Below are 20,636 nucleotides of genomic sequence, written 5' to 3'. Positions count from 1 at the left end.
ACGTCGGTGGCGTCCGGGTGAAACCGTGAGCGGTGTGATCCCTGCTCGCCTGAGCCCGACGCTCTGGGCCGGTCTGCTCGGTGCCGTCACCGCGATCGCCCTCGCCTCTCCGGTGGCCGCCCAGCCGGTCACCGTGCCGGACACCGGCAGCCGCCCGGTGCCCGCCGGCGGGCTGCAACTGCCCGGTGCCGCGCCGACCATCGGCGTCACCGTGCCACCCGGCTTCGTTCCCAGCACCGTGCAGGGCCCACTCGCTTCGCAGATCTATGCTGGCGAGACCGAGGTGGCGTTGCTCGGCGCGCAACTGCTCGACCTGGAGCAGCGCCAGGCCGACGCCGAGACCGCCCTGCGCGCCGCCGAGCAGGTGCTGCGGCAGGCGCGGACCGCGCTGATCGAAACCCAGCGAGACGCCGAGGGCACTGCGGCGCAGGCGCTCAAGGACGCTGCCGCGCTGCCACCCGGCGAGTTCCGCGGTGACCTGCACGGACTGGGTGCCCTGTCCCGGATTCACCGCGGTGAGCCCGGCATCGGAGCCGACGCCGCGAACCGGGACGCCTCGCTGGCCGCCGCCGCCGAGCAGCAGGCGTACCAGACCTACACCGCGGCGTTGGCCCGCGCCGACGCGCTGCGCGTCGAGTACGGCACCACCGAAGGCACCTTCAAGCAGCGGGAGTCGGCGCTGCTCACGTTGAAGGCGAGCAACACCGAGCAGCTGGTCGCCATCGAGCGGGAGCGCGAGGCCGCCGAGCAGGAGACCGGACGCGGGGTCGGTGGCATCGACGGGATCGATGGCACCACCGCCCATCCGCGGGCTGTCGCGGCGCTGGACTTCGCGCTCAAGCAGCTCGGCAAGCCGTACCTGTGGGGTGCCGAGGGTCCGTACCGCTACGACTGCTCCGGTCTGATGTGGGCGGCGTACCGGTCGCCGGGGGCGGACTATTTCAGCCTGCCCCGGGTGGCCAAGGACCAGTACAGAGCGACCTCACACAACACCGTCGACCGTTCCGCGTTGCTCCCTGGCGACCTCATCTTCTTCGCCTCCGGCTCCAGCTGGACCACGGTCCACCACGTCGGCATGTACGTCGGCAACGGCCGGATGGTGCACGCGCCGACCACCGGCGACGTGGTCAAGGTTTCCACCGTCTGGTGGTCCCGTTTCTACGCCGCGACCCGGGTGATCGACGCGGTCGCCGCACCATCTCCCCCGACGCCGACGCCGACGCCGACGCCGACGCCGACCCCGAAGCCCACGCCGACCCCGACCCCGACCCCGACCCCGACCCCGAAGCCGACCCCGACCCCGCAGCCCACGCCGACGCCGACGCCCACGCCAAAGCCCACGCCGACGCCAAAGCCCACGCCGACGCCCACGCCGACGCCCACGCCCACGCCCACCACGACACCCACGCCGACGCCCACCCCGACGCCGACCACTGCCGGCCCGACGCCGTCGGGCGAAGCGACCCCCGGGCCCGAAGCACCGGATTCCGCGCCGACCGCCGCACCCAGCGGATCGAGTTCGGCCTCAGCCGTCCCCAGTGCCTCGGCTTCGGCCACCGGCAGCCCGACCGCAGGTCCGCAGGAGAGCTGACCAACGGCCATCAGTCGGTACGCCGATACTCCGGCTGTGCCGACGGGCACCGGTATGGCACGGTGAACCCGTAGGCGTCGCACCGGCCGGCGGCGTCCACTCGATCGGGGCACGGGAGGCAGCGAATGGACGAGGACCGGCACTGGTCGTCGGTGGATCAGGTCGACGACGGGCAGCGACTCGTGCCCGGCCAACCTGACCCCTCCGGCTCGTCCCATGGCCCTGCGGCCCCGCCAGCGCCGTACGCGCCACCGCCACCGCCACCGAGCGGAGCCCTGTGGCCGTCCAGCACCGGTGGCGGGTCGATGGCCGACGTGCCGGTGGTGCCCGGCGCCACCAACGACCCGGCGTCCGACCCGGTCCAACCGGCCTCGCCCGAGCCGGAGTCCGCAGTTCTCCCGCCCGAGCCGGAGTCCGCCACTTCCGCCGCGGTGCCGGCACCGGCGGCCACGTCGCCGGGCGCTGCTGCCTGGTCCGCCTTCGCCGCCACCTGGCAGCCGTCGGAGCCGGCACCTTCGTCCGCGGTGGAGCCGGACGGTCAGCCCGTCGACATCGTCTCGGCTCCGCCGGTGGTCTCGGCTCCGCCGGTGGTCTCGGCTCCGCCCGCGTCGGAGGTGGGGGCCGCCGGTCCGGCAGCACGTGCCCGGGCGACGGTGGCGGGTGCCCGACAGGTCTCGTCCGACGATCTCGGTGCTCTGCGCTTTCCGACCGGCGGCACCCGCGTCTACGGTGCCCGCCGGGTCGACGAACCACAGCCGGCCGAGTCTGCCGACCCGCCCTTGTCCGACCCGCCACCGGCACCCGCCCCGCCACCGTCGACGTCACCACCGGAGGCTGCGGCGGTCGGCGGGTACACGATTTCGCCTGCCAGCCCACCGGCCTGGCGGCCGACCATGGCAGCCCCGCCCGTCGTGCCGCTGGCGGCTGCGCCACCGCCGGTGGTACCGCCGGCCCAGCGGGCGCCGGAGCCGTCTCCGGCGTACGGGCAGTGGGCTCGCGGTGTCACGCCGACCACCCCGCCGTTCGTGCCTTCCCCGCCTACTCCGCCGTCCGCGCCGCCGGCGCCTGCCGGGCCGACCGCCGCTACCCCGGTGCCGTCGTCGGGCACCGTGTACGGTGCCCGACGTCCGGAGTCCGTCCGCCCGGGCGCCGACCCGACCATGGGGCTGCCGATGGGCGCGCCCCACCGGATGGCGTTCGATCCCGCGGTGGAGAACTCCGGCTCGCTGACCGGCCACATCCTCGCTCAGGGCTGGACGGACGTACCGGAGCGCGAGGATCGCAGCACCGCCAAGGTGGTCCTGGTGATGGCGATCGGCCTCGGTGTCGTGGTAGTGGTCGGCGTGCTGATCGCGCTGGTCGTCGGCAACGCCTTCAACAGCCTCTTCGACGGGCTGCTCGGCGGCTGACCTCGCCCGCCGCCGGGGTGAGCCAGCGCACGGGCCGGACTGGTTGGGTGGCAACAGCGCGGCAAACCCGTACACTTGCACCCGATCATCAATCCGGCACGCTCGCGCGTGCTCATGGGCGATCTTGCGGGCGAGTCAACGGTGCACACCGGAACGGGCCATTCGCGAAGATCGGCCCCGCTCTGAGAGGTTTTCTTGACAACCTTCGCTGACCCCAGCACGTTCCCCTCAGTTCTCGACAGCCCGGCCGAGGCCGCCGACCAACCTGCGGTGGAGCCGGCGACGCCGGCTCCCGCGCCTGACTTCGCCGCGCTCGGCCTGCCCCGTCCGCTGGTCCGGGCACTCGCCCGGGAAGGCATCACCACTCCGTTCGAGATCCAGTGCGCCACCGTGCCGGACGCGCTCGCCGGCCGCGACGTGCTCGGCCGGGGCCAGACCGGCTCCGGCAAGACGCTCGCCTTCGGCCTGCCGCTGCTGGCCCGGATGGCCGATGGCCGTCGGGCCCGGCCGCTGCATCCTCGGGCGCTGATCCTGGTCCCCACCCGCGAGCTCGCGATGCAGGTCAACGACGCGCTGTTCCCACTGGGCAAGGCCGTCGGTGTGTTTCTCAAGACCGCCGTCGGCGGGGTTCCCTACGACCGGCAGATCGATTCGCTGCGCCGGGGCGTCGAGATCATCGTCGCGACGCCGGGCCGGCTCGGTGACCTGATCCAGCGCGGGGTGTGCATCCTCGACGAGGTCGAGGTCACCGTTCTCGACGAAGCCGACCAGATGGCTGACATGGGCTTCCTGCCGGAGGTCACCGAACTGCTGGACAAGACGCCGGCTGGCGCGCAGCGGTTGCTCTTCTCCGCCACCCTGGACAACGACGTGGACGCCCTGGTCCGACGGTTCATGACCGACCCGGTGACCCACTCGACGTCGCCGGCGACTGCGGCGGTGACCACGATGGACCACCACCTGCTGCTCATTCCGCCGAACGACAAGTTCGCGGTGGCCGCCTCGATCGCGGCCCGGCCGGGACGGACGATGATGTTCGCCCGTACCCAGATGGGGGTGGACCGGCTGGTGGATCAGTTGGCGGCGGTCGGCGTGCGGGCCGGTGCCCTGCACGGCGGCAAGACGCAGCGGGTACGCACCCGTACGCTCGCCGAGTTCAAGGAGGGGCGGACGAACGTGCTGGTGGCGACGGACGTCGCCGCCCGTGGCATCCACGTCGACGGCGTGTCGCTGGTGGTGCACGTGGATCCGCCGAAGGACCCCAAGGACTATCTGCACCGGGCGGGGCGGACGGCACGGGCCGGTGAGTCCGGTGCGGTCGCCACCCTGGTGCTGCCGAAGCAGCGGCGCAGCACACTGGCGATGATGGAGAAGGCCGGGGTGGATCCGGAGCAGACCCGGGTACGCCGGGGCGACGCCGCGCTGACCGCGCTGACGGGTGCTACCGAGCCGAGTGGTGTTCCGGTCGTCATCGCGCCGGAGCCGTCGAGGTCGCACCGGCAGCGTACCGACCGGTTCCGGTCTGATCGGTCGTCGGACCGGTCGGACCGTTACCGCGGCCATGGTGACCGCGTCCAGCGGTCCGACGACCGTGGTCCGCGCGTCGAGGCGGACCGGGGTGGCGAGCGGCGCGGCGCCGACCGTCGTGGCGGGTTCCGGCACGAGGAGAACCGCCCACCGCGCGACGACCGCCGGGGCGGGCGCTTCTCCGCTGACCGGCGGCCCACTCCCAGCTACTGACCGACGCGACGCGACACCGGCGGATCGTTGCGGCACCCCGCCGCTGCGATCTGCCGGTACGGTCGGTACATGCCGACGTTGCCGAAGTCGATCATCTGGGCGCGGTCCGACACCCCCGGTGCCGACCACGTTCTGTTCGACGACCGCAGTGGATTGTCCGCTCGCGGGGTGGCGGTGGTGGCGGCCCCGCTGCCGTTCAGCTGCCGCTACGAGCTCACCACCAACGAGCAGTGGGAAGCCGTCCGGTTAACCGTCTCCACCGAGGGCGCGGGCTGGCTGCGCACCGTACGGATGGAACGGGCGTTGGGACGATGGCGGGTGAGTACCGCGGAGCAGGGTGACCTGGACCGGGTGTTGCGGGCGGCCGGGCATCCTCCGGTCGGGCTGCCGGGCACTGAGGAGCCGAGCCGACTCGATCCGGCGCTCGACGTCGATCTCGGGGCCGCACCGCTGTTCAACACGCTGCCGGTCCGCCGGTTGCGGCTGTCGGGCCGTCCAGCTGGCGAGGAACACCGGCTGACGGTCGCCTGGGTCCGGGTGCCGGGCCTGGAGGTACTGCCGGTGGAGCAGACATACACGGTGCTCGACGCCGGTCGGGTTCGCTACCGCAGTGGCAGCTTCACCACCGAGTTGACCGTGGACGCGGACGGCTTCGTGCTGCACTATCCAGGGCTGGCACGCCGCGCCTGACCAGGATGAGACGCAGACGTAGGTTCAGCCGTCGGCCGGCCAGTCGCCGGCGGTGAGGAAGTGCCGGGCGCGGGCCAGGTGTGGTGCCAGGTCGAGGCCGTGGCGGGCGAGCCAGTCGGCGGAGAAGTAGCTGTCCGTGTAGCGTTCGCCGCTGTCGCAGAGCAGGGTGACCACGGAGCCCTGCCGTCCGCTGCGCCGCAGCTCGGCGATCAACGCGAAGGCACCCCACAGGTTGGTGCCGGTCGAACCGCCGACCCGCCGGCCGAGTAGCTCGCTGGCGATCCGCATCGCGGCCAGGGAAGCGGCGTCCGGCACCTGGATCATCCGGTCGACCACCGACGGTTGGAACGACGGTTCGACGGTGGGCCGGCCGATACCTTCGATCATGGAGCCGCGGCCGGTGGACGTGGCCCACTCGCCGCTGCACCACGCCGGGTAGTAGGCGGAGTTCTCCGGGTCGACCACGCACACCTTGGTGCGATGCCGCTGGAAGCGGACGTACCGGCCGATCGTGGCGCTGGTGCCGCCGGTCCCGGCGCCGACGACGATCCAGTTGGGTATCGAATGCCGCTCCAACGCCAGCTGGGCGAAGATCGACTCGGCGATGTTGTTGTTGCCGCGCCAGTCGGTGGCCCGTTCGGCGTAGGTGAACTGGTCCATGAAGTGTCCGCCGAGATCCTCGGCGAGCCACCGGGCTTCGACCACGACGGCCGCCGGATCGCGTACCAGGTGGGGTTTGCCGCCGTGAAACTCGATCTGGGCGATTTTCTCCGGCGAGGTCTCCGCCGGCATCACCGCGACGAAGGGCAGGCCGAGCATCCGGGCGAAGTACGCCTCGGAGATGGCGGTCGATCCGCTCGACGCCTCCACGATCGTGGAACGTGGCCCGATCCAGCCGTTGCACAGCCCGTAGAGGAACAGCGACCGGGCGAGTCGATGTTTGAGTGAGCCGGTGGGATGCACCGACTCGTCCTTGAGGTAGAGGTCGATGCCCCAGGACGGCGGCAGCGGGAACGGCAACAGGTGGGTGTCGGCCGATCGGTTGGCGTCCGCTTCGACCTTCCCGATCGCCTCGGTCACCCAGGCCCGGTCGGCGTCGTTGCACCGGTCCAGTTGCTCCACCCGCCGACGGTAGCAGCAGACCGCTTCCCGCCGCCCCAGTCCGGCTCAGACTGCGGCTGAGTGCGACCTCAGGGCATGGCTGGTTGCCGGCTCATCTGGTGAGGGGGCGCGGGCGGTTCTCCCACTTGGTGGAGAGCGTGACGCTGGTGCGGGTGTTGGCGATCCCGGCGGTCCGGTTCAGACGCATGATGAGCTGCTCCAACTCGGCAATGGTGCCCACCCGGGCGAGGCAGAGGAACGACTCGGTGCCGGCCATGAAGTAGCAGGATTCGATCTCCGGCATGGAGCGGAGCGCGTCGAGTACCGCGTCGGTGTCGGCGGCTGAGTCCTCGACCAGTCCGATGAGGGCGGTCACGCCGAGGCCGACGGATTCGGGGCGTACGTCCGCCCGGTAGCCGCGCAGCACACCGGTCGATTCGAGTTTGCCGATCCGTTCGTGTACGGCGGGCGCGGAGAGGCCGACCTGGCGGGCGAGCTCGGCGTAGGAGATCCGGGCGTTGTCGCGCAACAGGTCGACGAGCCGGAGGTCGATGGCATCCACGGGATGTAGACCTTAGCGCCTGCCGCCGGGCCAAGGGGTCCCCGATCCTGGTGGCGAGGCCCGGTCTGACCCGGTATCGACAAATCATGAATGCTGACATAAGTGGCGAATCCTACCGGTCAACTTCCCGGTCAGGTAGCCTTCCTCATTTCCCGGACACGGCGGTCAGCCGGTGCTCTAATGGCCCTACGTCTGGTACGACGGCATCTGGCACACGGTCCATCGGGGGGCTACTGGCTAGGTCAGAGCCGTCGTGGACGCGAGGAGGGGACCGTGGACACTGGAGATCGTCTGCTGACGCCGGGCGAGGTGGCTGCGCTGTTCCGGGTCGACCCAAAGACCGTCACACGATGGGCGGCGGCTGGCCGGATCGGCAGCATCCGTACTCCCGGAGGCCACCGCAGGTTCCGCGAGTCCGAGGTGCGCGCGCTACTCGAAGGCGAAGGTGTACTGGAAGAGATGCAGGCGGAAAGCGCGGAGAGCCGGCCTCGGCACACCGAGAACGGATCGGGCGGATACAGCGCGACCTAGCGGGCAACCGGGCGCAGCGACCTGAGCGGGACACCGGTCGCACAACCCGGAGTCAACCGCCGGACGGCTCCGCGCGGCGGGCCGAACCGAGCTCGCCGGACCACCGGCGGAACAGCATGTGTGGCACGTCGAGCACGTCGAGCACCTTGCCGGCGACGAAGTCGACCAACTGGGCGGCCGAGGCGGCAGCGCCCGCCCCGTAGAAGCCGGGACTCGCCGGCAGCACCACCGCTCCCGCATCGTGCAGGGCGATCAGGTGCTCCAGATGGCTACGGGTCACCGGCGTCTCCCGGGGCACCAGTACCACCGGCCGCCGCTCCTTGAGATTGACCTCGGCTGCGCGTTGCAGCAGGTCCTTGGACAGGCCGATGGCGATGCCCGCGCAGGCGGCGGTGCTGGCCGGTACCACCACCATCCCGCGGGCCGGGTACGACCCGCTGCTCGGGCTGGCCGCCAGGTCGCCGGCCGGCCAGAACCGTACGTCCGCGTCGTGCACCGATCGGCCGAGCCACTTCGCCAGATCCGCGCGCCAGTGGCTGTCCCGCAGCGCCGCGCCGGTCTCGTCGAGGATGGTGAGCCGCGCGGCCCGGGAGACCACCAGATCCACCGGATGCCCGGCGTCGATCAGCCCCCGCAGCACGGCGGCCGGGTACGGCGTACCGGACGCCCCGGAGACGCCGATCACCCACGGTGTTCTCATTGTCCGTTCCTGTCCAACTCAACCGCTGTCGCGGTACGCGATCACCCCACAGGGTAGGACGGCCAGCTATCCGGACACTGTGCCAGCAACCCCGCAGGCGGGTCATGGACTCCCAGAATCCCGCTTCGTCGCCGGACCCGGCCGAGAACCTGGTTCAGGCCCGCAGGCCGAGCCGGAGCACCAGATCGAGCAGGGCGAAGGCGAACAGCGCGATCCCGACGAAGCCGTTCGCCGTGAAGAACGCCCGGTTGACCTTGGACAGGTCGGTCGGGGTGACCACCAGATGCTGGTAGCCGAAGGCCACCGCGGTCAGGGCCAGACCGAGCCACCACGGCCAGCCGAAGCCGACCAGTACGCCGAACCATCCGAACAACCCGAACGTGACCACGTGCGCCACCGTCGAGGCGTGCAGCGCGAACGCCCGCCCGTACCGGGCCGGCACGCTGCGTACCCCGATCTCGCGGTCGACCTCCGCGTCCTGGCAGGCGTAGATCAGGTCAAACCCGCCGATCCACAGCCCGACCGCGGCACCGAGCAGCAGCGCCGGTCCGGCACCGTCGAAGGTGCCGGTGACCGCCAGCCAGGCCCCGACCGGGCCGATCAGCTGGGCCAGCCCGAGCACCGCGTGCGGCCAGTCGGTGAACCGTTTGGCGTACGGGTAGACCACCAGCGGCACCACGGCCAGCGGTGCCAGCAGCAGGCAGAGCGGGTTCAGCGCGGCGGCGGCACCGAGGAAGACGACCAATGCGACCGCCGCCCCGGTCCAGGCCGTGCGGACGCTCAGCGCCCCGGTCACCAGTTCCCGGCCGGCGGTACGCGGGTTGCGTGCGTCGACGTGCCGGTCGATGATCCGGTTCGCCGCCATGGCGAAGGTGCGGGCGCCGACCATGGCGATCGTGACCAGCAGCAGATCGAGCCAGCGCACCCGGCCGCCGAGGTCGGTCATCACGGTCAACGCGGACAGGTACGCGAACGGCAGCGCGAAGACCGAGTGTTCGATCGCGACCAGGCGCAGGAATGCTCTTGCCCGGCCGGCGGGTGCGGCTGGCGTCCCGTCCGGTCCGGCGGTGGCAGCGGTGCTCACGAGATGCCGTACTCCCGCCACCGCTTCTCCACCAGCGAGACGATCTCCGGTGACATGGTCATCTCCTCCGGCCAGCCTCGGGTGTAACCCTCGGTGGGTAGCTTGCGGGTCGCGTCGACGCCGGCCTTGCCGCCCCAGAACTGCTGGTACGAGGAATGGTCGAGGTGGTCGACCGGGCCCTCGGTGAGCAGCAGGTCCCGGGCGTAGTCGACGTTGCCGAAGGCGCGGAACGCGACCTCGGCGTAGTCGTGCACGTCGCAGTCGTCGTCGACCACGACGATCAGCTTCGACAGCGACAGCAGGTGGGCGCCCCAGATCGCCGACATGATCTTCTGAGCGTGCTTCGGGTAGCGCTTGCGGATCGAGACGATCACACAGTTGTGGAAGACGCCGGCGGCCGGAAGGTCGTAATCCACGATGTCCGGGATCAGCATCCGCAGCAACGGCAGGAAGATCCGCTCGGTGGCCTTGCCGAGCCCGAGGTCCTCCTGCGGCGGCTTCGAGGTGATGATCGAGTGGTAGAGCGGGTCCCGCTGCATGGTCATGCACTCGATGTGCAGCACCGGGAACGGCTCGACCGGGGTGTAGAAGCCGGTATGGTCGCCGAACGGGCCCTCGGGGAGCCGCTCGCCCGGCTCCAGGTAGCCCTCCAGCACGATCTGGGCGTGCGCGGGCACCTGCAGCGGTACGGTCTTGCAGTCGACCATCTCGACCCGCTGGCCGCGCAGGAAACCGGCGAACAGGTACTCGTCGATGTCACCGGGCAGCGGGGCCGACGCCGAGTAGCTGACCACCGGGTCGCAGCCGATAGCCACCGCGACGGGCAGCCGTTCGCCGCGCCGCTCGGCGACGGCGTGGTGGGCGGTGGAGTCCTTGTGGATCTGCCAGTGCATGCCGAGCGTGTTGGCCGAGTGCTGCTGCAGCCGGTACAGGCCCAGGTTGCGCTTGCCGGTCTCCGGATGCTTCGTGTGGGTCAGCCCGTAGTTGTGGAAGATTCCGCCGTCACCCGGCCAGACCTGCAGTCCGGGGAGCCGGTTCAGGTCGACGTCCGCGCCGGTGTAGACGACCTCCTGGCACGGCGCGGTCTTGACCTTGCGCGGCGGCAGCGAGGTCAGCTGCATGACCTTGCCGAGCCCGTCGCGGATGCCGGACCAGCCAACCGGCAGGTCGGGCTTGATCATCGCGCCGATCCGGTCACCGATCTCGTTCAAGTTCTCGACGCCGAGCGCCATCGCGGTGCGCCGCTCGGTGCCGAACAGGTTGATCGCCACTGGCATCTCGCCCCGGGTGGGGCGCTCGAACAGCAGGGCCGGCCCGCCGGCCCGCACCGTCCGGGTGACCACCTCGCTGATCTCCAGCGTCGGATCCACCGGGACGTCGACCCGGCGCAGCTCACCGGCCTGCTCCAGCGCCGCGACGAAGTCCGACAGATCCTGGTACGGGAACCCTGCAGCCGCCATGTCGCCAAGTCTGTCGTACCGCACGGCGGGTGCCGCCACCTGGGGCGGTGATTCGGCCCGCATACCTCAGTCGTCGGGATGCGAACGGTCGGAGAACCTCGTGGAGCAACGCATCCTGGAACGCCTCGGCTTCCGTCACGAGGGCACGCTGCGTAGCGCCGAGTTCCGCGGCGGACGTTGGCGCGATGTCATGATCTACAGCCGTCCCGATGTGGCGTGACCCAGGTATGCGGCGTCCGCCGGGGATCAGGCGTAGGAGTGCAGGCTCTCGAAGAAGAAGTTGACCCCGAACAGGTTCATCAACATGGTGAGGAAGCCGAGGACCGCGATCCAGGTCGCGGTGGTCCGCCGGATGCTCGGGGTGGCCCGGGCGTGCAGATAGCCGGCGTAGATCACCCAGGAGATGAACGCCCAGGTCTCCTTCGGGTCCCAGGCCCACGGCCGGCTCCAGGCGTGCTCGGCCCAGATCGCCCCGGCGATCACCGCGAAGGTGAAGACCGGGAAGCCGATAGCGTGCAGGCCGAAGGTCAGCCGCTCCAGCGAGACCGCCGCCGGCACCCGCTTCGCGAGCAGGTACGGGAAGCCCCGCCGGCCGTTCTCGTACCCGGACCGGAGCAGGAACATCGCGGCCGGGACGGAGCCGAGCAGCAGCACCCCGGACGAGGCCATGATGGTCGACACGTGGATGGCGTACCAGTACGACTGCAGCGCCGGTACCAGCGGCGTGATCGGGGTGTAGAACACCAGGCCGGCCAGGCCGAGCAGGGCGACCATGACGAGCGCGACGAACAGCCCGAGTGGGCGCAGCGGCGGGCGGCGGGCGACCATCACCAGCCAGGAGGCGACGCCGACGAAGGTGATCGCCAGCACGTACTCGTACATGTTGCCCCAGGGCAGCCGCTCGGCGGCGATCCCCCGGGTGACCAGGCATACCAGGTGCACCAGCGCACCGAGCGCGGTGGCACCGACGGCGAACCAGCCGGCCAGCCCGACGGACTGCCAGCCCGCGTCGCGCCGCGTACCGGCCGGCGGCGTCGGCTCCGCGGCCGCGCCGTCGATTTCGCCGGCCGCGCCGTCGGTTTCGCCGGCCGCGCCGGTGGTCCCGGCCGTACCGGCGGTGACGGTGGCGAGTTCCCGGGCCGGCTCCCCGGCGGTACGGCGGTTGCCGAACCCTGCCTCGACCGCGTGGCAGATCATGGCGATCAGGTACGCGAAGATCGCCACGACCAGAAGTTGATCAGACAAAGCTGACATCGGTGCGGTCCTTCCTGCGGTCCGGCGTCACCACGGACCGCCCGGACGATCTCCCGGAATTCGTCGCCGAACCCGGGATGGTCGGTGCGCGGCAGCCCGCCGGCCTCGACCAAGCTACTACCGCCTGTCGTGGAGTTGCCGTCGGGGCCGGCCGGTGTGACGCGGAACCACACCCGCCGACGCCGGATGAACAGCGACGGCAGCAGCCCGAACAGCAACAACGCCGAGCTTGCCAGCAGCAGCCCGCTGCCGGGGTCGTACCGGACGGAGAGCGTGGCGTACTGCGAGATGTCCAGGAACTCGATGGTGGTGCCGTCGTCGAGGGACATCGTCTCGCCGATGCGCAGCAGCTGCGGTTCACCGACCGGCAGCAGCCGGCCGGCGGTCACCTGCTGCTGGTCGATGCGGTAGACCGAGCCGGGGATGCCAGCGTCCAACCCCAGGTTGCCCCGGTACGCCCACAGCATCAGCGCCGGGTCGCGCAGCTCCGGATGGGTGGACCGGACATACGGCGGCTGCGCCGGGGTGCTCGGCAGGAACAGCCCTTCGAAGGCGACCTGCAGGTCCGGGTCCCGTTCACCGGTTGCCGGGTCGACGTTGGCGTCCGGGAAGCTGGCGACTCCTTCGCTGGTCAGCATCCCGTCGACGGCCAGGAACGGCGCGGAGACGGTCTGCGCCTGGCCGAACCGGTCGGTGTAGCGCAGCACCGGCACGTAGCCGTGGCCGAGCAGGTAGACGTTGGCCCCGTCGAGCCGCAGCGGCTCGTTGACCGAGAAGGTCTCGTCGCGGGCTGGCCCGTCGTCGGTGTCGACCAGCACTTCGGCGGAGTAGCTGGCCGGCTGCCCGGTCTCCAGGAAGGTGGCGGTGAAGTCGGTCAGTTCCAGACAGAAGCGCGGCAGGTCGGTGTCGGTGACCCGGGGGCCGAGACCGTACTCGTCGTACTGCTGAACGGTGTTGCAGAACGCCGCGTCCGGTCCGGCGACCAGCAGCCGGTTGCCGTGCCACCCGTACCAGGAGCCGAGGGCGACCCCGAACAGCACCGCGATCAGCGAGAAGTGGAAGACCAGGTTGCCGGTCTCCTTGAGATGGCCTTTCTCGGCGCTGACCGTGTCACCCGAGACGGCGACCCGCCACCGGCGGCGGCGCAACTCGGCGGCGATCGACTCGACCCCGCCGGTTTCGCCGGGTCCGTCGGCTCCGGCGGTCCAGCTGGCATGCTCCGGCAGCCGGTCCAGCCGGCGTGGGGTCGCCGGCGGGGCGGCCCGCAACGCCCGGACGTGTTCGCGTAGCCGGGGCACGATGCAGCCGACCAGCGAGGTGAACAGCAGCAGGTAGATCGCGGCGAACCAGGGCGACGCGAAGACGTCGAACATGCCGAGCCGGTCCAGCACCGGTGCCAGCCGTGGATTCTCCTGGAAGTAGGCGTTGACGTTCTCGATGTTGACGTCGCGCTGCGGCAGCAGGGATCCGGGGATGGCCGCGACCGCCAGGCAGAAGAGCAGGATCAACGCGGTACGCATGCTGGTGAGCTGCCGCCACGAGTTGCGCAGCAGGGCGAGCCCCGGATTGGGTCGGGACATCAGATGCCGATCTCGCCGGAGCCGATGGTGGTTTGGAACCAGATGATGAAGCTGCTCCAGGCACCGGTGACCAGGGCCACCCCGACCCCGATCAGCATGGCACCGCCGACCCGGGTCACCCAGCGGCTGTTGCGCCGGATCACGGTGAAGACGCCGAGCAACCGGCGGAAGGCCAGCCCGAAGACGACGAACGGCAGGCCGAGTCCGAGGCAGTACGCCACCGCGAGGGCGACGGCCCGGTCGGTCTGCCCGCTGATGGTCGCCATCCCTATCACCGCGCCGAGCGTCGGGCCGACGCACGGGGTCCAGGACAGTGCGAACACCGCGCCGAAGACCGGGGCACCGATCAGACCGGCCTCCGGTAGCCGGCGGACCCGGATCTCGCGCTGCATCCCGGGCATCAGGCCGAGGAAGGCCAGCCCGAACAGCACGATGAGCAGGCCCACGCCGATCTCGACCGGCCGCTGGTAGACGAAGAGGTGGCGGCCGACGCTGGCCATCAGGATCGCGGTCAGCGTGAAGACCAGGGTGAAACCGGCGACGAAGAGCAACGTGCCGGCCAGGACCCGGCCGTTGCGGCGGACGGTGTCGCCGTCGGCCGCGTCGAGGTCGGAGCCGGCCAGCCCGGTGACGTACGACAGGTAGCCGGGGGCCAGCGGAAGGATGCACGGCGACAGGAAGCTGACCAGCCCGGCGAGCGCGGCCAGGCCGAAGGCGAGCAGCAGCGGCCCGCTGCGGGCGATCTCGGCGAACGTCTCACCCATCGACGGGGTCCGCCCTGATCCCTTCGGCCGCGACCTGCTCAACCAGGGGTTGCAGTTCCTCCTGGCGGATCTCCCGGCGGACCACCGTCGCGATCCGACCGTCCCGGTCGACGATCATCGTGGCGGGGATGCTGTTCGGCGGGATGTTGAAGTCCAGGGCGAGGCGGCTGCCCGGGTCGAACACGCTCGGGTAGCTGACCCGGCCCTGCTCGAACGCCTGTGCCTTGTCTCGTTCGTCCCGGACGTTGATGCCGAGGAAGGCCACTTCCTGATCTCGGGTGGCCTGGTAGGTGGCTTCCAGGTCGGCGGCCTCGGCCCGGCAGGGCGGGCACCACGAGCCCCAGAAGTTGACCACCAGGACCTGGCCCCGGACCGACGCCGGGTCGAAGCTGCTGCCGTCGAGCAGCTCGGCGTTCAACTGCGGCATCGCCGGCCGGTGCTCGCCGACACACCGGATGATCCCCTGCGTGTCCGTTTCGCAGTCGGTCTCCCAACCGCTGGCGCCACAGCCGGTCAGCACGAGTACGGCGACGACCGCGCCGATCAGCGCCGGTGCGCCGCGCCGGCTGGCCGTCCGCCGCCGCGGGCGTACCGGGATGGTCCGCCCGCGTCGCAGTAGGCCCACTTCAGGCGCCCTTGGCCGTCCGGGCCGACGGCGACATGGCGATCAGGTGCGCGGCCGGCTCGGTGTAGCCGATGCCTACCACCTTGGCGTCCTCGAAGTGCACCGAGGTCAGGCTGGCCAGTCCGCACTGTCGCCGGCGCGGGTCGTGCCAGAGCCGCTTGCGTTCCAGATAGCGGCGCAGGGTCCAGATCGGCAGTTGGTGCGAGACGCAGACCGCCTCGTGGCCTTCGGCGGCCACCCGGGCGGCGTGCACCGCGGCGAACATCCGCTCGGCGATCACGGTGTACGCCTCACCCCAGGAGGGGGTGACCGGATCGCGCAGCACCCACCAGTTGCGTGGGTCACGGAACGAGCCGTCGCCGGGGGAGACCCGCTGGCCTTCGAACCAGTTCGCCGACTCGATCAGCCGCTCGTCGACCGAGACCGGCAGCCGGAACTGGGCCGCGATCGGCTCGGCGGTCTCCTGCGCGCGCTCCAACGGACTCGCCACGACGTGCACCACGTCCCGGTCGGCCAGTGCCTGGCTGGCGGCCTTGGCCATCTGCACACCCAGCTCGGACAGCTTGAAGCCGGGCAGCCGGCCATACAGGATCTTGCCCGGGTTGTACACCTCACCGTGCCGCAGTACGTGCACCACCGTACGTTCCATCAGGTTTCCCCCACCGCTCGCCCGGTGCCCACTGCCGCGGCCGCGGCGGCCGCGGCCGGCAGGGCATCCGCGAGCTGCTCCAGGGCGGCGTCGTCGATCGCCGCTGAGACGAACCATGCTTCGAAAGCGCTGGGGGGCAAGTAGACGCCGCGTGCGAGCATCGCATGGAAGAAGGCCCGGTAGGCGCCGGTGTCCTGGACCTGGGCGCTGGCGTAGTCGGTGACCTCGGCGTCGGTGAAGAAAAGGGAGAACATGGTGCCGGCGCGGGAAAGCCGGTGCGGTACGCCGGCGGCGCTCAGCGCCGCACTCGCCAGCTCGCCGACCCGGGTCGCGGTGACGGCCAGCCGCTGGTAGAGATCGGCGTCGGCCAACCGCAGGGTGGCCAGCCCGGCCGCGCAGGCCAGGGGGTTGCCCGACAGCGTGCCGGCCTGGTAGACGGGCCCGGCCGGGGCCAACTGCCGCATGATCGAGGCCCGCCCGCCGAACGCGGCGGCCGGCAGCCCGCCGCCCATCACCTTGCCGTACGTGTACAGATCGGCGTCGACCGGTTCGAGCTCGGCCCAGCCGCCCCGGGCCACCCGGAAGCCGGTCATCACCTCGTCGACGATGAGCAGCGCGCCGTGCGCGTGGGCGATCCGGGCCAGCGCGGCGTTGAACCCGGGTGCGGGGGCGACCACCCCCATGTTGCCGGCGGCGGCCTCGGTGATGATCGCGGCGATCTGGTCGCCGTGCTCGGCGAACACCTGCGCCACGGCGTCGACGTCGTTGTACGGCAGTACGAGCGTCTCGCTGGCGGCGGCGCCGGTGACTCCGGGCGAGTCGGGCAGGCCGAGCGTGGCCACCCCGCTGCCGGCCGAGGCCAGCAGCGCGTCGACGTGACCGTGGTAGCAGCCGGCGAACTTGACGATCTTCGGCCGGCCGGTGTGGCCCCGGGCCAGCCGGATCGCCGACATCGTCGCCTCGGTGCCGGAGTTGACCAGTCGGACCTGCTCGACCGGGGTCCGGTCGACGATCTCGGCGGCCAACTCGACCTCACCCGGGGTCGGCGTGCCGAAACTGGTGCCGCGAGCCGCCGCCGCACCGAGCGCCGCGACCACCTCGGGGTTGGCGTGGCCGAGGATCAGCGGGCCCCAGGAACAGACCAGGTCGAGGTAGCGCCGGTCGTCGGCGTCGAACAGCCAGCAGCCCTGGCCGCGCACCATGAAGCGAGGTGTCCCGCCGACCGCCCGGAAGGCGCGCACGGGTGAATTGACCCCGCCCGGGATGATCGTGCTGGCGCGGTCGAAGAGAGCTTGGGAGGCGGGCGCGTCAGCCGGATACGGTCGGGCGCCGGCGGTTTCGGTGGCAGTCACGGCACTGCCATTGTGGCAGCGCTGCCTGGCCGACGCACAGCCGCCCCTTGCCCAGTTGGCGGCCACCGGGCGTACCCGGGTTCAGGTGGCGGGATCGCGATACGCTGGCCGGGTGGAGCGGGCGGAGCTGTCCATTGCGCTGGCGCGCACATCCGACGAGGCGGTGCTCCGCCTCGCCGGTGAGATCGACATGCTCACCGCTCTTCAGCTCTCCAGCACCGTCAACGACTTGCTCAGCGACGCACCGACCCGGATCGTGCTGGACATGGGTGGGGTCACCTTCTGCGACTCCCAGGGCCTGGGCACGCTGGTGGTGCTCACCCGCAAGGCGAGCCACGCCCAGAGCCTGCTGCTGCTCACCAACGTCGGTGAGTTCCTGCTGCGGGTGTTGAACATCACCGGCCTACGCTCGGCGTTGACCATCCGTAACGGGCACGGTTAGCCCGGTGGGCAGCAGGATGGCGGCGTGGGCTCTAGCTGTTGCCCGCACTGTTGGTCCCGCTCCACCGGGCCGACTCCAGGTCGTCGGCGATCTTCGCCGGGTCCACCCCGTCGATCCGTAGCCGTTCGATGGCCCGGTCGACGGCGGCGGACAGCGCCCGCCACTGTTCGTTGCGCTGACGGACCAGGTCGGCCTGGCTCGCCAGCTGCTGGTTCTTCGCCCACAGGTCGACGAAGACGCCGACCTTCGCCCGCAGCACCCACGGGTCGAACGGCTTGATCAGGTAGTCGACCGCGCCGGCGGCGTACCCTCGCAGGGCGAGTTGGTTGTCCCGGTCCGCAGCGGTCAGGAACAGGATGGGTACGTGCCGGGTGCGCTCCCGGCGCTTGATGTGGTTCGCCGTCTCGAATCCGTCCATGTCGGGCATCTGGGCATCCAGCAGGATCACCGCGAAGTCGTCGACCAGCAGCTGCTTGAGCGCCTCCTCGCCGCTCTCCACCGCCACGGTCTGCACCGGCAACCCCTGCATGATCGCCTCCAGCGCCATCAGGTTCTCCCGGCGGTCGTCCACCAGCAGGGCCTTGGCCACTCCGGCTGTCATGCGATCCGCTCCTCGGCTGCGTTGATCCAGGTGAGCATCAAAGTGATCAGTTCATCCAGGTCGACCGGCTTGGTGATGTAGTCGGTGGCACCGGCCTGCAACGCCGACTCCCGGTCGCCGGGCATCGCCTTGGCGGTCAGGAAGACCACCGGCAGATCGGCGAAGCGTTCGTTTCGACGGATTATCCGGGTCGTCTCGTAGCCGTCCTGGTCCGGCATCATCGCGTCCATCAGCACGATGTCCACCTCGGGGCGTTCGGCGAGCTTACGGACTCCGTCGACCCCGTTGTCCGAGTAGATCACCGTCATCCCGTGCAGCTCCAGCGCACTGGTCAACGCGAACACGTTACGGACGTCGTCGTCGATGATCAGTACGGTGGCCCCGTCCAGCCGGCGGGCCGTCGGCGGCTCCGGGCGGTCGATCTCGATCGGCCGTGTCAGCGGCGGCAGGGCGGTCCGGATCGGCGCGTTGGCCGGCAGCGGTGCCGGCGGCAGCACCGCGTCGGTGTCGAGCACGTCCGGAACATACAGCGTGAAGGTGGAGCCCTCGCCGGGCGCGGACGTCACGGCGATCACCCCACCGATCAGTCGGGCCAGATCACGGCTGATCGACAGCCCCAGCCCGGTCCCGCCGTAGCGCCGGCTGGTGGTGCCGTCCGCCTGCTGGAACGCCTCGAAGATCAGAGACAGCTTGTCGTCGGAGATGCCGATCCCGGTGTCGACCACGGTGAACGCCACCACCTGATCGGCCGTGGTGAGCGCCGGAAGTTCGAACTTCAGGTCCGCCGGGGCGGCGGCGATCCGTAGGGTCACCGATCCGCTGTCGGTGAACTTCACCGCGTTCGACAGCAGGTTCCGCAGGATCTGCTGCAGCCGCTGCGCGTCGGTGACCACCGCCGGCGGCAGGCCCTGATCCACCTCGACCCGCAGCCGCAGCCCCTTCTCGTTGACCTGTGGGGCGAACGCCTGCTCGACGTACGCCTGGATCTCGTTGAACGGGACCTCGGCCGGCTGTACGTCCATCCGGCCGGCCTCGATCTTCGACAGGTCGAGGATGTCGTCGATCAGGGACAGCAGGTCGGAACCGGCGCTGTGGATCGTCTTGGCGAACTCGATCTGCTTCTCGGTCAGGTTGGCGTCCGGGTTGTCGGCCAGCAGCCGGGCCAGCAGCAGCAGCGAGTTCAACGGCGTACGCAGCTCGTGGCTCATGTTGGCCAGGAACTCCGACTTGTACGCCGAGGCGCGGGACAGCTGTTGAGCCTTCTCTTCCAGACCGAGACGGGCGAGCTCGATCTCCCGGTTCTTGGTCTCGATGTTGCCCTTCTGCTCCGACAGCAGCCGCGCCTTGTCCTCCAACTCCGCGTTGGTGCGCTGCAGTTCGGCCGACTGGGCCTGCATCTCGTTGGCCAGCCGCTGTGACTGCGACAGCAACTCCTCGGTGCGCTTGTTGGCCTGGATGGTGTTCACCGCGATGCCGATGGTCGCCACCAGCCGCTCCAGGAACGCCAGATGCAGGTCGGAGAAGGCGGCGACAGAGGCGAACTCGATCACGCCGAGCATCTCGCCTTCGAAGAGCACCGGCAGCACCACGTGGTCGCGGGGCGGGACGCCCAGCAGCCCGGAGCGCAGGGTGAGCGCGCCAGTGGTGCCGGTGCCGACCCGGATGGTCCGTCGGGACACGGCGGCCTGGCCGACGAGACCTTCACCGGGGCCGAAGATGACGATGTGATCGCGGGCGACATAGCCGTACGCGGCGGTGAGCCCGAGCCGCATCACGCCCTCGTCCACGTCAGCGAGGAAGAACGCGCCGAGCTGGGCGTCGACCAGCGGCGTCACCTCGTTCATGATCATGCGGCAGACCTCACCGAGATCCCGCTGGCCCTGCAGCAGACCGCCGATGCGGGCCAGGTTCGAGTCGAGCCAGCCCTGCTCGGCGTTCTTCTTCGTCGTTTCCCGCAGGGTGACGATCATCTGGTTGATGTTGTCCTTCAGTTCGGCGACCTCGCCCTGCGCCTGCACGGTGATGTGCTGTGTCATGTCGCCCCGGGTCACCGAGGTCGACACCTGGGCGATCGCCCGCAGCTGGGTGGTCAGCGTCGACGCCAGCTGGTTGACGTTCTCGGTGAGGTCGCGCCAGGTGCCGGAGACGCCCTTGACCTGGGCCTGGCCGCCGAGTTTGCCTTCGGTGCCGACTTCGCGGGCGACTCGGGTGACTTCGTCGGCGAACGACGACAGCTGGTCCACCATCGTGTTGACGGTGGATTTGAGTTCGAGGATTTCGCCCCGGGCGTCGACGGTGATCTTTTGCGACAGGTCGCCCTTGGCGACGGCGGTGGTGACCGAGGCGATGTTTCGGACCTGGCTGGTCAGGTTCGACGCCATGGAGTTGACGTTGTCGGTGAGGTCGCGCCAGGTGCCGGAGACGCCCTTGACCTGGGCCTGGCCGCCGAGTTTGCCTTCGGTGCCGACTTCGCGGGCGACTCGGGTGACTTCGTCGGCGAA

20 protein-coding genes are annotated in these 20,636 nt (G+C 70.5%); 7 read left to right on the top strand and 13 right to left on the bottom strand.

The features are described from left to right. Nucleotides 1–34 precede the first annotated feature (34 nt). From ACFHVL_RS26990 to ACFHVL_RS26975, 4 genes are all read left to right on the top strand, one after another. Nucleotides 35–1,591 carry an NlpC/P60 family protein gene (locus ACFHVL_RS26990; protein WP_416631243.1) on the top strand — a complete coding sequence of 519 codons (1,557 nt, stop codon included), beginning with the start codon at nt 35–37 and terminating at the stop codon, nt 1,589–1,591. Nucleotides 1,592–1,716: 125 nt separating this feature from the next. Next, entirely contained in the window at nt 1,717–3,000 is a 1,284-nt protein-coding gene (locus tag ACFHVL_RS26985; protein WP_416631242.1) for a hypothetical protein, read from the top strand. Between the two features lie 270 nt (nt 3,001–3,270). Further along, nucleotides 3,271–4,740, top strand: coding sequence for a DEAD/DEAH box helicase (locus ACFHVL_RS26980; RefSeq protein WP_416631256.1), 1,470 nt, complete (start codon nt 3,271–3,273; stop codon nt 4,738–4,740). Nucleotides 4,741–4,809: 69 nt separating this feature from the next. Further along, complete coding sequence (locus tag ACFHVL_RS26975) at nt 4,810–5,430, top strand: putative glycolipid-binding domain-containing protein (RefSeq protein ID WP_416631241.1); 621 nt, start codon at nt 4,810–4,812, stop codon at nt 5,428–5,430. Between the two features lie 24 nt (nt 5,431–5,454). On the opposite strand, the gene ACFHVL_RS26970 is transcribed toward ACFHVL_RS26975, so the two are convergent. Both ACFHVL_RS26970 and ACFHVL_RS26965 read right to left on the bottom strand, forming a co-directional pair. Next, nucleotides 5,455–6,552, bottom strand: coding sequence for a PLP-dependent cysteine synthase family protein (locus ACFHVL_RS26970; protein WP_416631240.1), 1,098 nt, complete (start codon nt 6,550–6,552; stop codon nt 5,455–5,457). A 91-nt stretch (nt 6,553–6,643) separates the two neighbouring features. Further along, nucleotides 6,644–7,093 carry an Lrp/AsnC family transcriptional regulator gene (locus ACFHVL_RS26965; protein WP_416631239.1) on the bottom strand — a complete coding sequence of 150 codons (450 nt, stop codon included), beginning with the start codon at nt 7,091–7,093 and terminating at the stop codon, nt 6,644–6,646. A 273-nt stretch (nt 7,094–7,366) separates the two neighbouring features. Between ACFHVL_RS26965 and ACFHVL_RS26960 the strand changes: the two genes are divergently transcribed. Continuing rightward, entirely contained in the window at nt 7,367–7,624 is a 258-nt protein-coding gene (locus ACFHVL_RS26960; protein WP_416631238.1) for a BldC family transcriptional regulator, read from the top strand. Nucleotides 7,625–7,676: 52 nt separating this feature from the next. Here the strand turns inward: ACFHVL_RS26960 and ACFHVL_RS26955 are convergent, their stop codons facing one another. The 3 genes from ACFHVL_RS26955 to ACFHVL_RS26945 all read right to left on the bottom strand — a co-directional run bounded on the left by ACFHVL_RS26955 (nt 7,677) and on the right by ACFHVL_RS26945 (nt 10,868). Continuing rightward, nucleotides 7,677–8,324, bottom strand: a complete 648-nt coding sequence (locus tag ACFHVL_RS26955) for a UbiX family flavin prenyltransferase (protein WP_416631237.1) — start codon at nt 8,322–8,324, stop codon at nt 7,677–7,679. A gap of 154 nt (nt 8,325–8,478) precedes the next feature. Then, on the bottom strand, nt 8,479–9,408 hold the full coding sequence (gene mqnP / locus ACFHVL_RS26950) for a menaquinone biosynthesis prenyltransferase MqnP (RefSeq protein ID WP_416631236.1): 930 nt from the start codon (nt 9,406–9,408) through the stop codon (nt 8,479–8,481). Then, nucleotides 9,405–10,868, bottom strand: coding sequence for a menaquinone biosynthesis decarboxylase (locus tag ACFHVL_RS26945; protein ID WP_416631235.1), 1,464 nt, complete (start codon nt 10,866–10,868; stop codon nt 9,405–9,407). The genes mqnP and ACFHVL_RS26945 overlap by 4 nt, the downstream gene beginning before the upstream one ends. A 100-nt stretch (nt 10,869–10,968) precedes the next feature. Here ACFHVL_RS26945 and ACFHVL_RS26940 point away from each other — a divergent pair, with 100 nt between their 5' ends. Continuing rightward, the gene (locus tag ACFHVL_RS26940) at nt 10,969–11,088 is read left to right on the top strand and encodes a GNAT family N-acetyltransferase (RefSeq protein WP_416631234.1); all 120 of its coding nucleotides are present in this window, start codon (nt 10,969–10,971) and stop codon (nt 11,086–11,088) included. A 26-nt stretch (nt 11,089–11,114) separates the two neighbouring features. Here the strand turns inward: ACFHVL_RS26940 and ccsB are convergent, their stop codons facing one another. From ccsB to hemL, 6 genes are read right to left on the bottom strand one after another with little or no spacing between them, the layout of a single operon-like run. Further along, a complete protein-coding gene (ccsB, locus tag ACFHVL_RS26935) occupies nt 11,115–12,122 on the bottom strand; it encodes a c-type cytochrome biogenesis protein CcsB (protein ID WP_416631233.1) in 1,008 nt (335 codons plus the stop codon). Next, on the bottom strand, nt 12,071–13,702 hold the full coding sequence (gene resB, locus ACFHVL_RS26930) for a cytochrome c biogenesis protein ResB (protein WP_416631232.1): 1,632 nt from the start codon (nt 13,700–13,702) through the stop codon (nt 12,071–12,073). The genes ccsB and resB overlap by 52 nt, the downstream gene beginning before the upstream one ends. Next, a complete protein-coding gene (locus ACFHVL_RS26925; protein WP_416631231.1) occupies nt 13,702–14,466 on the bottom strand; it encodes a cytochrome c biogenesis CcdA family protein in 765 nt (254 codons plus the stop codon). Before ACFHVL_RS26925 ends, resB begins: the two co-directional genes overlap by 1 nt. Then, complete coding sequence (locus ACFHVL_RS26920) at nt 14,459–15,091, bottom strand: TlpA family protein disulfide reductase (protein WP_416631230.1); 633 nt, start codon at nt 15,089–15,091, stop codon at nt 14,459–14,461. The genes ACFHVL_RS26925 and ACFHVL_RS26920 overlap by 8 nt, the downstream gene beginning before the upstream one ends. Nucleotide 15,092: 1 nt before the next feature. After that, entirely contained in the window at nt 15,093–15,740 is a 648-nt protein-coding gene (locus ACFHVL_RS26915) for a histidine phosphatase family protein (protein ID WP_416631229.1), read from the bottom strand. After that, on the bottom strand, nt 15,740–17,092 hold the full coding sequence (hemL, locus tag ACFHVL_RS26910) for a glutamate-1-semialdehyde 2,1-aminomutase (protein WP_416631228.1): 1,353 nt from the start codon (nt 17,090–17,092) through the stop codon (nt 15,740–15,742). The genes ACFHVL_RS26915 and hemL overlap by 1 nt, the downstream gene beginning before the upstream one ends. Nucleotides 17,093–17,204: 112 nt before the next feature. Here hemL and ACFHVL_RS26905 point away from each other — a divergent pair, with 112 nt between their 5' ends. Next, nucleotides 17,205–17,534: an STAS domain-containing protein gene (locus ACFHVL_RS26905; protein ID WP_416631255.1), complete on the top strand. Its 330-nt coding sequence runs from the start codon at nt 17,205–17,207 to the stop codon at nt 17,532–17,534. A gap of 31 nt (nt 17,535–17,565) precedes the next feature. Here ACFHVL_RS26905 and ACFHVL_RS26900 read toward each other — a convergent pair whose 3' ends face one another. Then, nucleotides 17,566–18,135 carry a response regulator gene (locus ACFHVL_RS26900; RefSeq protein WP_416631227.1) on the bottom strand — a complete coding sequence of 190 codons (570 nt, stop codon included), beginning with the start codon at nt 18,133–18,135 and terminating at the stop codon, nt 17,566–17,568. After that, the coding region (locus ACFHVL_RS26895; protein WP_416631226.1) for an ATP-binding protein at nt 18,132–20,636 on the bottom strand (2,505 nt) is incomplete at its 5' end. The genes ACFHVL_RS26900 and ACFHVL_RS26895, both read right to left, overlap by 4 nt.

It is taken from the genome of Micromonospora sp. LOL_023, assembly GCF_048060115.1.
In the GTDB taxonomy this organism is placed as follows: domain Bacteria; phylum Actinomycetota; class Actinomycetes; order Mycobacteriales; family Micromonosporaceae; genus Micromonospora_E.
The sequence above is the reverse complement of the archived record's forward strand: the minus strand, read 5'-3'. Positions and strand labels throughout refer to the sequence as shown.

Excerpts from the sequence above, each read along its gene's own strand:
- ACFHVL_RS26985 (WP_416631242.1), top strand. The coding sequence starts at position 1,717 with ATGGACGAGGACCGGCACTGGTCGTCGGTGGATCAGGTCGACGACGGG.
- ACFHVL_RS26975 (WP_416631241.1), top strand. The coding sequence starts at position 4,810 with ATGCCGACGTTGCCGAAGTCGATCATCTGGGCGCGGTCCGACACCCCC.
- ACFHVL_RS26955 (WP_416631237.1), bottom strand. The coding sequence starts at position 8,324 with ATGAGAACACCGTGGGTGATCGGCGTCTCCGGGGCGTCCGGTACGCCG.
- ACFHVL_RS26945 (WP_416631235.1), bottom strand. The coding sequence starts at position 10,868 with ATGGCGGCTGCAGGGTTCCCGTACCAGGATCTGTCGGACTTCGTCGCG.
- ccsB (WP_416631233.1), bottom strand. The coding sequence starts at position 12,122 with ATGTCAGCTTTGTCTGATCAACTTCTGGTCGTGGCGATCTTCGCGTAC.
- resB (WP_416631232.1), bottom strand. The coding sequence starts at position 13,702 with ATGTCCCGACCCAATCCGGGGCTCGCCCTGCTGCGCAACTCGTGGCGG.
- ACFHVL_RS26925 (WP_416631231.1), bottom strand. The coding sequence starts at position 14,466 with ATGGGTGAGACGTTCGCCGAGATCGCCCGCAGCGGGCCGCTGCTGCTC.
- ACFHVL_RS26915 (WP_416631229.1), bottom strand. The coding sequence starts at position 15,740 with ATGGAACGTACGGTGGTGCACGTACTGCGGCACGGTGAGGTGTACAAC.
- ACFHVL_RS26900 (WP_416631227.1), bottom strand. The coding sequence starts at position 18,135 with ATGACAGCCGGAGTGGCCAAGGCCCTGCTGGTGGACGACCGCCGGGAG.